The 10,981-nt window shown below is 62.5% G+C and carries 8 protein-coding genes; 4 read left to right on the top strand and 4 right to left on the bottom strand.

Going from position 1 to position 10,981, the window contains the following annotated elements:
* Window positions 1-12 precede the first annotated feature (12 nt).
* The 3 genes from GCT19_RS14720 to GCT19_RS14710 are packed head-to-tail and all read right to left on the bottom strand — an operon-like array spanning window position 13 to window position 3,533.
* Window positions 13-1,194 carry an acyl-CoA dehydrogenase family protein gene (locus GCT19_RS14720; protein ID WP_018437293.1) on the bottom strand — a complete coding sequence of 394 codons (1,182 nt, stop codon included), beginning with the start codon at window positions 1,192-1,194 and terminating at the stop codon, window positions 13-15.
* Between the two features lie 20 nt (window positions 1,195-1,214).
* Window positions 1,215-2,039, bottom strand: a complete 825-nt coding sequence (locus GCT19_RS14715; RefSeq protein WP_018437294.1) for an HpcH/HpaI aldolase family protein — start codon at window positions 2,037-2,039, stop codon at window positions 1,215-1,217.
* Window positions 2,040-2,051: 12 nt separating this feature from the next.
* Window positions 2,052-3,533, bottom strand: coding sequence for an NAD-dependent succinate-semialdehyde dehydrogenase (locus GCT19_RS14710; RefSeq protein ID WP_018437295.1), 1,482 nt, complete (start codon window positions 3,531-3,533; stop codon window positions 2,052-2,054).
* Between the two features lie 244 nt (window positions 3,534-3,777).
* On the opposite strand from GCT19_RS14710, the gene GCT19_RS14705 reads away from it, so the two are divergent.
* From GCT19_RS14705 to GCT19_RS14690, 4 genes are all read left to right on the top strand, one after another.
* Entirely contained in the window at window positions 3,778-4,806 is a 1,029-nt protein-coding gene (locus GCT19_RS14705) for a TRAP transporter substrate-binding protein (RefSeq protein WP_026229041.1), read from the top strand.
* A gap of 77 nt (window positions 4,807-4,883) precedes the next feature.
* The gene (locus tag GCT19_RS14700) at window positions 4,884-6,755 is read left to right on the top strand and encodes a TRAP transporter large permease (RefSeq protein WP_018437297.1); all 1,872 of its coding nucleotides are present in this window, start codon (window positions 4,884-4,886) and stop codon (window positions 6,753-6,755) included.
* Window positions 6,756-6,787: 32 nt separating this feature from the next.
* Window positions 6,788-7,498: a GntR family transcriptional regulator gene (locus tag GCT19_RS14695; protein WP_152852349.1), complete on the top strand. Its 711-nt coding sequence runs from the start codon at window positions 6,788-6,790 to the stop codon at window positions 7,496-7,498.
* Between the two features lie 18 nt (window positions 7,499-7,516).
* Entirely contained in the window at window positions 7,517-8,446 is a 930-nt protein-coding gene (locus tag GCT19_RS14690) for a D-2-hydroxyacid dehydrogenase (protein ID WP_018437299.1), read from the top strand.
* 874 nt (window positions 8,447-9,320) lie between these two features.
* Here GCT19_RS14690 and GCT19_RS14680 read toward each other — a convergent pair.
* On the bottom strand, window positions 9,321-10,742 hold the full coding sequence (locus GCT19_RS14680) for an MmgE/PrpD family protein (RefSeq protein ID WP_035492003.1): 1,422 nt from the start codon (window positions 10,740-10,742) through the stop codon (window positions 9,321-9,323).
* Window positions 10,743-10,981: the final 239 nt, after the last annotated feature.

Genomic DNA, 10,981 nt, shown 5'->3' with positions numbered 1-10,981 from the left:
GTCTGTCTCCGCTTACGATTTGAGCGCGCGCGCCACGATGTTGCGCTGAATTTGATTGGTGCCGCCGAAGATCTGGAACATCTTGGCTTCGCGGTAATGACGCTGCATCGCGTATTCGGCGGAGTAGCCATTGGCACCCATGATCTGGATGCCGTCGGTCGCGACCTGCACGTAGGTGTCCGACGCGAAGTACTTCGCCTGCGACGACTCCACGTCGCAGCTTTCGCCTTCGTCGAGCAGCTTCGCCGCCCGAAACGCCATCAGGCGAGCGGCATCCACGCGCGTCTGCATATCGGCGAGCAGATGCGACACGGCCTGGAAATCGATGATCGACTGCCCGAACTGTTTGCGGTCGTTCGCATACCAGCGCGCAAGATCGATTGCCGCCTGCGCGCCGCCCACGCACATCGCCGACAACGCGATGCGCTCCTTCGACAGCACCGCGGTGAGCTTCTTCCAACCCACGTGCAGGCCGCCAACGATCATTTCTTTCGGGACACGCACTCCGTCGTACACCACTTCGCAGGTCCGGATAGCGTGGCCGCCGAGCAAATCGATCGGATTGATGCTCAGGCCTCCGGATTCCTTCGGTACGAGGAAAAGACTGATGCCGTCGTGCTTCTTCGCTTCCGGATTGGTGCGCACCGCGGTCAGAATGTAGTCGGCCTGCAGCGCGCCGGAAATCCACATCTTGGTGCCGTCGAGAATGAAGTCGTTTCCGTCGGCCACGCCGCGCGTCGTCAGCGACGCGGCATCCGAGCCGGAGCCGTTTTCGCTCAGTGCGAAGGCAAGAAAGGCACGCCCTTCGGCTAGCTTCGGCAACACCATGGCCTTGATATCGTCGGGAGCGAACCGCGCCAGCGCGCCGCCCACCATGTTCACGTTGGCGTTCCAGAAGCGCGCGAGCGCGATGGTGTGATACGCGACGACCTCCAGATAGGCGGCCATGTCGAGATAGCCGCCGACGCCGCCGTACGCTTCAGGCAGCGTGATGCCGAACCAGCCCTGTGCGGCGGCCACGTTCACGAGTTCCTGTGGGAAGCGCTTCTCTTCGTCGCACTGGCGAACGTACTCCGGCGATGCATGGCGCGTCAGCACCCGATTCACCGAATCTCGAAATTCGAATTGATCGGCATTCAGATAGGGTTTCAGGTCACGCCGGTTGACCAGATTGCTTGCGTATTCGGGATTCACTCTGTCTCCTCCTTGTCCGATCAGGACGCCTTGCGTTGAGCCATGTCTTGTTCGGCTTGGCCGAGCGGGATTGCACGCAGCATCTCCGAACGCGACTTCGCCCCCGTCATCAGGAACGCAAGATCCGAGCCGCTGAGAATGAAACGCGCGCCTTTTTGCACGTAGGCGGTCATCAGTGCCTCGTCGTACACCCCGCCGACGCCCGGCACCTTGCCGTGCCGGTGACATGCGGCGCACACCGCGTCGACGGCGGCCGCTACGCGCACATGGCCGAGTTGTCCGGTGATACCGAGATCCGCCGCGAGATCGGTCGCGCCGACCAGCAGCACGTCGATGCCGGGCACCGCCGCGATCGCGTCGGCGTTCTCGAGACCTTCGCGGGTCTCGATCATCGCCACGACCAGCACCTCTTCGTTGATCGCGCGAACCACATCGGCGATCGGAAGAGCCTGGAAGCCGACCTGCGGCAACATGCCGGGGATCGACCGCCCGCCGGCAGGCGGGAAGCGGCACATGTCGGCGATCCGCGCGGCCTGTTCGGGCGTACTCACGTGCGGCACCACGATGCCCATTGCGCCGGTATCGAGCAGTCGAGTGGCGTGGAACGGCTCGTGCCCCGGCACGCGGATGATCGGCGTCACACCGCCCACCAGAGCGGCCGCGCAAATCTGCGCGGCCGTGTCGACGTCCATCGAATTGTGTTCCATATCGATGAACAGCCAGTCGAAGCCCGCCGTCTGCGCGATCTGCGCGATGTCGACGGTGCGGGCCTGGCGCAGCCCCATGCCGAGTGCCAGTTCACCCGCGGCGAGTTGCGCTTTCGCGTGATTCTTGATGGTTCTCATGAGGGATTCCATTCAGGCGGTGCCGTCGAGAGGCTCGTCGTTCGCCAGTTCGAGGTTGATGAATTTGGTGTCCATGTAGTCGCGGATCGCGTTCGGTCCGCCTTCGCGTCCGAACCCGCTGTCCTTGCTGCCGCCGAATGGCGTCTCCGCCGTCGATGCCACGAACGTGTTCACGCCTACCACGCCGGCCTGCAAGCGCTCCGTGGTTTCCAGCGTGTTGCGCATCGAGCGCGTGAAGACGTACGCCGCGAGCGCGAACGGCAGCCGGTTCGCCTCGGTGATGACTTCGTCCATCGTCGCGAACGGGGTGAGCGTTCCGACCGGGCCGAACGGCTCGTCGTTCATCAGGCCGATGTGCGAAGCGGGGTTGGCGACGAGCGTCGGCTCGTAGAACCAGCCGCGACCGAATTGCGAGGGGCGCCGGCCACCGCATAGCACGCTGGCGCCTTCACTCACGGCTTCATCGACCAGACGTTCGATCGCGTCGCGACGCTTCGACGTGGTCAGCGGACCGAGATCGGTGTCCTGCTGCAACGGATCGCCGACGCGAAGCGCTTTGGAGCGCTCGACCAGCGCCTTCACGGTCTTGTCGAAGATCGATTCGTGGATGTAAAAACGTGTCGGCGACGCGCAAACCTGGCCCGCATTGCGGAACTTGCCGAGTGACGCGAGGTGCGCAAATGCGCCGATGTCGGCGTCGCGATGCACGATCACGGGCGCATGGCCGCCAAGTTCCATCGTGACCTTTTTGAGGGTCTTCGCGGACATTTCGACGATCTGACGGCCGACAGGCACCGAGCCGGTGAAGCTGATCTTCGCCACGCGCGGGTCGGCCATGATCGTCGGCGTAATTGAGTCGGCTTTGCCGATCACCAGATTGACCGCGCCCTCGGGAAACCCGGCATCGACGAAACAGCGCACCAGTGCCATCGTCGCCCCGGCCGCTTCGTTCGACGGCCGGATCACGATCGTGTTGCCGGCAGCCAGCGCCGGACCCATCTTGCGGGCCAGCAGTAGCAGCGGGAAATTCCACGGCGTAAAAGCGGCGACCACCCCGAGCGGCTCGTAATGCACCAGATACCGTCCGCCCTTGACGCGACTTTCGTAAGACATACCAAACACACGGCGCGCTTCATCGGCGAACCAGTCGATCGACTCTGCGGACGCATTCGCTTCCCCGCTGGCCTGTGCGATCGGCTTGCCTGTTTCCAGCGCGACGATTCGCGCGAGTTGCGGCGTGCGTTCGCGGATGAGCGCCGCAGCCCGGCGCAGCAGTGCTGAGCGCTCCCACGGCGTGAGCTTGCGCATTGCGGCTGACGCGTCGGTCGCGGCGCCGATGGCCTCGGTGACCTGTGCCTGCGTAGCCAGCGGCAGATAGCCCAGCCGCTGTTGCGTCGCCGGATTGATCGAAAGCTGGCCGTTGTCAGCCGTCGCGGCTTGCCAGCGGCCCCCGAGCAGCAAGCCGTGCTCGCGGTAGTGCCCCTCTAGTTCCATTTGCTTCCTCCTGACAGGTGTCCCAGATGTTCCCGGCTTGGTAGGTGCTTTCCCGGGGTTCACTTTGTATGCACTCTTTTTCTTATATCAACACCTTGACACCGAAGTGTCAACACTTTTAGAGTGTGTGTCAGCGAAATATCATTCGTCGCATGCACTTTCAGTCGACGAGGTTCACAAAAAGAACGCCACCGGCGCCGCCGAATGCGTCATCAGCACTTTCTTTCCATGGAGCGAGACGAAAATGAGTTTGTATTCCCGTCGTACCTTTCTTCAAACGCTCGGGGCCGCCACGGTGGCGGCGATGGGGACCGGCGCCTTGCCGTCGCTCGCTCGGGCGCAGACCGCGCAGTTCAAGCTGAAGTACGCGAACAACCTCGCGTTGTCCCATCCGCTCAACGTTCGCGCGAAAGAAGCCGCGGACGCCATCAACAAGGAATCCGGCGGCCGCGTCGAGTTGCAGATTTTCCCGAACGGTCAGATGGGCACGGATACCGACATGCTGTCGCAGGTTCGATCGGGCGCCATCGACTTCCTGACCCAGGGTGGCGTGGTGCTGTCGACGCTCGTGCCGGTCTCGGCGATCAACGGCATCGGCTTCGCGTTCAAGGACTACAACCAGGTGTGGGCAGCAATGGACGGCGAGCTCGGGAGCCACATCCGCACGGCGATCTCGAAGGTCGGGCTCGTCGCGATGGAGAAACCGTGGGACAACGGCTTTCGGCATCTCACGAGCTCGGTCAAGCCGGTGCAAAGCCCGGCCGACCTGAAAGGCCTAAAGATTCGCGTGCCGGTCAGCCCCCTTTGGACCTCGATGTTCAAGGCGCTCGACGCCTCGCCCACCAGCATCAACTTCAGCGAGGCGTATTCGGCGCTGCAAACCAAGGTCGTTGATGCAGAAGAAAACCCCCTCGCGCTGATCGAAACCGGACGCTTCTATGAAGTCCAGAAGTTCTGCTCGTTGACCGGCCATATCTGGGACGGCTTCTGGTTCCTCGGCAACGCGCGGTCCTGGGGCAAGCTGCCGCCGGACTTGCAGACGATCGTGGCGAAACACCTGAATGCGGCCGCGGTGGCTGAACGCGCGGACGTCGCCGCACTGAGCACGTCGCTGATCGGGAAGTTGCAGTCACACGGAATGGCGTTCAACAAGCCCGATATCCAGCCGTTCCGCGCCTCGCTGCAAAAGGCCGGCTTCTACGACCAGTGGCGCAAGAAATACGGCGATGAAGCGTGGGCGTTGCTCGAGAAGTACACGCAGAAGCTCGCATGAGCGCGGACCACCGAAAAGTTTCAGGAGAGCGAGTCATGACTTCCCGAGTTCATCCCGAGCAGGTGTTCGCCCACGACATGGGCGCGCCGAAGGAACGACATGCGGCATCGAAGGTTGTGCGCGTCGGCAGCGCACTCGAAACGGCCATCAAGTGGATCACCGAAGTGCCCGCTGCGTTGCTGCTAGTGGCCGAAGTGGTGCTGCTGCTCACCAACGTTTTCTGTCGCTACGTGCTGCAGGCTCCATTGATCTGGGGTGACGAACTCGCGTCGATCCTGTTCATCTGGCTGTCGATGCTCGGCGCAGTGGTGGCGTTGCGGCGCGGCGAACATCTGCGGCTGACGATGTTCGTCGCCAGAATGTCCCCGCAAAACCGCGCGTTCGCGGAAACGCTTGGAAATTTCATCGTGATGACTTTCGTGCTGCTGCTGGTACGGCCGGCAACCGACTGGGCGATGGACGAATGGATCATCAGCACGCCGGCGCTCGATCTGCCGAATGCCATCCCCGCGGCCGCGATTCCCGTGGCGGCCGTGCTGATGCTCGTGCTCGCCGTTACGCGGTTGCTCGAGCGCTCGTCACTGCGCGATTGCGTGAAGGCGTTCGCGCTGGTGGCCGCGGTCGCAATTGCGCTCTATTTCGCACGGCAAGCGCTCGCGCCACTGACCGCAGTCAGCCTGGTCCTTTTTTTCGCCGTCGGCGTAGTCACGATCATCTGTCTCGGTGTGCCGATCATGGTCGCCTTCGGGGTGTGCACGTTTGCTTATCTCGCAGCCGTCACCGGCGCGCCGTTGACGATCGTCGTGAGTACCATGAATCAGGGGATGTCGGGCCTGATCCTGCTCGCCGTCCCGCTGTTCATCCTGCTAGGCGCGCTCATGGAAGCGATGGGGCTTGCAGAAGCGATGATCCGTTTCCTCGCTTCGCTGATCGGGCACAAGCGTGGCGGCCTCGCCTATGTGCTGATCGGCGCCATGTACCTCGTCTCCGGCATCTCCGGCTCGAAGGTGGCCGATATGGCTGCGCTCGCGCCGGGCCTGTTCCCGGAAATGAAAAAGCGCGGTGCGAATGAAGGCGACCTCGTCGCAATGCTCAGTTCGGCGGCGGCCATGTCGGAAACCATTCCGCCCAGCCTCGTGCTGATCACGATTGGATCGGTAACCGGCGTTTCGATTGCCGCGCTGTTCACAGGCGGCTTCATGCCGGCCGTGGTCGGCGCGGTAGCACTCGCGGCAGTCGTGTGGTTCAGAAGCCGCGGGGAAATCCTCCAAGGCGTGCAACGGGCCTCGCGGGCCCAGGTCGGCCGCGCATTCCTGATCTCGCTGCCTGCGCTCGCGCTGCCCTTCGTGATCCGCGCGGCTGTGGTGGAAGGCATTGCGACGGCGACGGAAGTGGCGACAATCGGCGTGGCTTACACCTGTGCGGTGGGTTTGCTACTGTATCGCCGCTTCGACTGGAGCCGGCTCTATCCTATTCTGGTGGAAACGGCGTCGCTGTCTGGCGCGATACTGATCATCATCGGGTGTGCCACGGCGATGGGATGGGCGCTCACGCAGTCAGGCTTCTCCGCGCAACTCGCCACGTTGATGATGGCTGCGCCCGGGGGCAAACTGGGCTTCCTGGCGATCTCCGCGATTACGTTCGTGATGCTCGGCAGCTTTCTGGAAGGAATTCCGGCAATCGTACTGTTCGGGCCGCTCCTGTTCCCGATTGCGCGCGCGATGGGCATCTCGGACGTGCACTACGCAATGGTCGTGGTGTTCGCGATGGGACTGGGCCTGTTCGCCCCCCCGCTTGGCCTTGGCTTTTATGCGGCGTGCGCGGTCAGCAAGGTCGACCCGTCCACCGCGATGCGCCGCGTTTGGCCGTATCTGGGGGCTTTGGCGGTGGCCCTCATCGTGATAGTGCTGGTTCCGTGGGTATCGACGGGTTTTCTGCAGGCAAAATAAATGTATCGAATGGCACAAAAAAGGCAATGGACATGAAAAACGCGTTTGACAGTGAACTGAACGGCAAGGGGAACGCGCGAGCGCCCGAGGTAATTGCGTCGAAGCTGGAAGACATTCGCGAACAGGTGCGCGCCATGATTCAGCGGGGCGACTTGCGCCCCGGTGAACGCGTGAATGAGCAGGCGCTCGCAAACCAGATCGGCGTCGGCCGTAATTCAGCGCGGGAGGCCCTGCGCTCGCTCGAGCAGGCGGGGCTCGTGCGAATCGTCCCGAATCGTGGCGCCGAAGTACGGCGGCTGTCGCTCGAAGAGGCGATGGATCTCTACGAGATTCGAGCAGGGCTCGCACGCACCGCGGGACGTCTCGCCGCTCTGCGTCTGACCACCGACGAGGAGCAGTCGCTGAGCCTTCTCGTTGACAAGATGGACTTCGCCGTGGCTGAGCGCAACGCCCCTCTGTATCAGAGTCTGAACACCGAGTTCCACCGTCAACTAATGGCAGCGACCAAGAATCCGCGGCTGATCACGATCAACCAGGCTGTCGCAGATGAACTGACGCTTTACATTCACAAAGGCGTCTATTCGTTCGCGCAGATGCAGCGTTCCGCCAAAGAACACCGCGAGCTTTTCGAGGCGCTGCGTGCGGGTCAGGCCGACGCGGCTGCACAGGCTTTCGAGAATCACGTGCAGACGGGCAAAAAGCGCATGCTCGACACCGTGTCCACGAGCCGGTCCGAACGTTAATGAGCCTGGAGTAGCTTGTTGAAAACCATAGTCTTTCTGGACCGCGCGACGCTGTCGGCCGATCTACCCGAATTTCCGTTCCCGCATCGCTGGGTCGAATATTCGTCCACTACGCAAGAACAGGTGGTACAGCGCTGCCGCGACGCGCAGATCGTCGTGACCAACAAGGTGCCGCTGACCGGGAAGGTGCTCGCGCAGTTGCCGCAACTGGAAGTGATCGGCGTGCCGGCCGCAGGCGTCAATCATCTGGATGTGAAAACATGCCGCGAACGGAACATCGAAGTAGTCGCATGTCCGGGCTATTCGACGATCTCCGTGCCGGAGCACGCGTTCGCACTGATGCTCGCGCTGCGCCGCAACCTGGTTCCTTACTGGAACGACGTCTATGCTGGAGGCTGGAGCGGGTCCGCCACTTTTTACGCAGAACTGCATCCGATCGAGGATCTGCACGGTTCGACGCTCGGCATCGTCGGCGCCGGTCACGGCGGAAAGCGACTCGCCGAACTGGCGCGCGCGTTCGGCATGCGTGTGCTCTTCGCCGAGCGCAGGCACGCCCGGGCGGTGCGCGAAGGCTACGCTGCATTCGACGAGGTGCTGCGCGAGGCGGATGTCATCAGCCTGCACTGCCCGCTTACCGACGAAACGCGGCATTTGTTCGGTCTCGCCGAATTCGAGCGGATGAAGCGCAGCGCGTCGCTCGTGAACGCCGCGCGCGGCGGCATCGTCGACGAGGGGGCGCTGATCGAGGCGCTCGACCGCAAGCTGATCGCGAATGCCGCGCTCGACGTCCTCGAACAGGAGCCGCCAGCGGTGAATCATCCGCTGTTAGCCAGCGCGCGCAAGGATCTGATCGTGACTCCACATGTCGCATGGCGGACTCAGGTGGCGATGCAGCGGCTCGTCACACAGCTCGCGCAAGGCATCGAACAGCATTATGCGCGGCGCTGAGAGCGAAATTCGACGAGGTCGTGTTGCGCCTCTTCAAGCTGCTCCGCGCCGTCGCGGCTGAAAGGCCGAGAGCATCATTGCAATAAGCAGCTGTGGCAGAGGCCGGCGATGAGCCTCTATGGATTTGAGCTTTGCGATTGATCGGGAACCGGTCGAGGGCTTCGAAGCGGTTGCGCGTTAGCCGCAGGGTAAGTTCGGAGCTGGAGCCACCAGCCTCCGCCACCGCATTCGTCGCCTTTGGCGTGCAAACCGTGCTCTCTTGCAGGATCGTCACCTTTACCGTGTCAATCCGCGGCGCTTCTTCTTGGGAGTCGGTGCCGGTGCCATCGCCTGCCGGTCACTCGGATCTGCTCCTGGTCCGAGGCGACCAGTACTTTCCGCCTGCCGCCACAGGCCTTCCACCACTGGGGATCGAGGTGGGTGGGCTGCCAGGAGTTCGATTGCGATCGGGACAGGACCGCTCATCCAGATGCGCGTAGCGCAGTCGCCAGTATTCGAACGGATCAAAGCGACGTGGCAGGTCGTCAAGGCCGCGGTTATTGAATTGCTCAGGGCCGTCGAAAGTTTGTGAGCCGACCGCGCGGGACGCGCTTCCTCGCCGTACCACGTTGAACATTATCAATGCTTCCCCCTGTCGCTATTGGGCAAGCAAAGCCCGGGATTGACGTGCTGACAGCTGGGCGATGCTGACTGCACGCCATACGGCAAGTACGACATGCGGAGCAGACGTTCGCAGGGCTGTGCGAGAGCCGAGCCGAATGGCCGCTGATGGCCGACCTCTGCCTCACGCGACCGACTCAGCACGACCCCATCCCGTCATTCAACTCGAGGCACCGAGCGCTTTCAAATCCAACGGCCGTCTCTTCGTGATCTTTTAACGTGGCAGCACGAACCTCTTCAAGACGCGGGTCAGCTCGCTGAAATCCGATTTTGTCTCAAGACGCAGAATGAAGTCGAGGATCGCGTCGTCGGTGCTCTCGTCTACAACACCAGCGACGATGCTGCGGTGCTTGGCAATCACCTCGTCCAGGTTCAACGGATTCCGCGGATCGCCCTTGGCATACTGGGTGGCAACTGCGAGCGTGCGGCCGTCGGCCAGGGTGATCTCAACGCGTGCAGGCCACGCCGCTGGATATTGTGCGTCCAGCGCCGGATCGACGCAGCACGTTACCCTATCCATCAGGCGCTCGATCGCCGGGTTGGTGAATTCTGCCGGCGTGAAATCCACGAAAGAGACACGTCTCTTGACTAGACCGAGGGCGACGTTGAACGGCACGCTGAACTGCGCGTCGATCATCAGCCTCGGGTGACGCTTCTGTTCGATTGGCTCGCATACCAGCGGCATTGCCGCCTGCACCGTATGAACGACGATGCTTTCGATGGCTTCAAGAGGAAGGTCCGCGCGCACGGCAAGCTGCAGCACGGAATCGTTGATCGACTGGATATAGTAGTTGCAGGGATAGAACTTTAGCGCCGTCTGCGCGATGGCAAGCATCTCGCCTTCGCCCACGGCCAGCGCCTGCGGCAACGGATCGCCGGAATAAGCATGCAGGTAGCCATATTTGCCTTCGATGGAAGTAGGCGGCGCCGTGATTCCGTGCTGCGCCAGTTCCGCGGCGATCATGCCGGCATGCGAGGCCCAGCCGCCATGAAAGCGCTTGGTCCAGGCCCCATCAGTGACGAATTCGAGCAACCCCGCCGCCTGGCTGCATGCGACTCCGAGTGCATTTGTAACCTGCGCTGCATCCAGCCCGAGGAGCGTGGCAGAGGTAGCGGCGGCGCCCAGCGCGCCCGTGGTGCCGGTAGGATGGAAGCCGCGCGCGTTAGTCACTGCCGGCTTAAGAGCGGCGGCGACGCGGCAGGCAACCTCGAACCCAGCGACGACGGCGGTAATGAAGCGTTTTCCGCTAGCGCCCCGTTCTTCCGCCAACGCCAATGCGGGGGAAAAGACGAACGACTCATTGTGAATCGAGCCTGGAAGGAATGTGTCATCCAGTTCCATGCTGTGCGCGGCCATTCCGTTTGCCAGCGCGGCCCACGCCGCGTGCACCGGGTCGGGGCGGCCGAGCAGCGTGGCCCCACCGGGGATCGGCCGTGCGGCAGCCAACATGCGCATGGGTCGGCTTGAATCCAGAATGGAACCGCGCAGCGCAATGGCAATGTAGTCGATAAAGAAATGCTTGGCGCGCTCGACCACGAGGGGTGGCAGCGCCTCAAATTCGAGGCTGGTGCAGAAGCGGGCGAACGTCTGCGCGACGGTTGATTGCACGCCGGGCCTGGGGGTTGGAATCGCCATGAATTATTACCTCCCAGTACCGCATACCGCGGGCTATCGGGACATGGTAACGAGTCGCTGCTGCATTATAGCTAGTGCCTCATCGGGAATAGGGTTGCCGCTGAACTGACAATTCCTGCCCGACTACAGCCTGTCCGCAATCGGTCTCCCCGGAAATCCGCGAAGAACCAATATTTTTTGATTCGTCGCATGAAAATCGTGGGCCTTCATGCAGCGATCGCATGATTCGAGACCTGGCC

This window comes from Paraburkholderia atlantica (assembly GCF_009362785.1).
GTDB classification, from domain to species: Bacteria; Pseudomonadota; Gammaproteobacteria; order Burkholderiales; family Burkholderiaceae; genus Paraburkholderia; species Paraburkholderia atlantica.
This window is presented reverse-complemented; position numbering and strand designations above follow the sequence as displayed.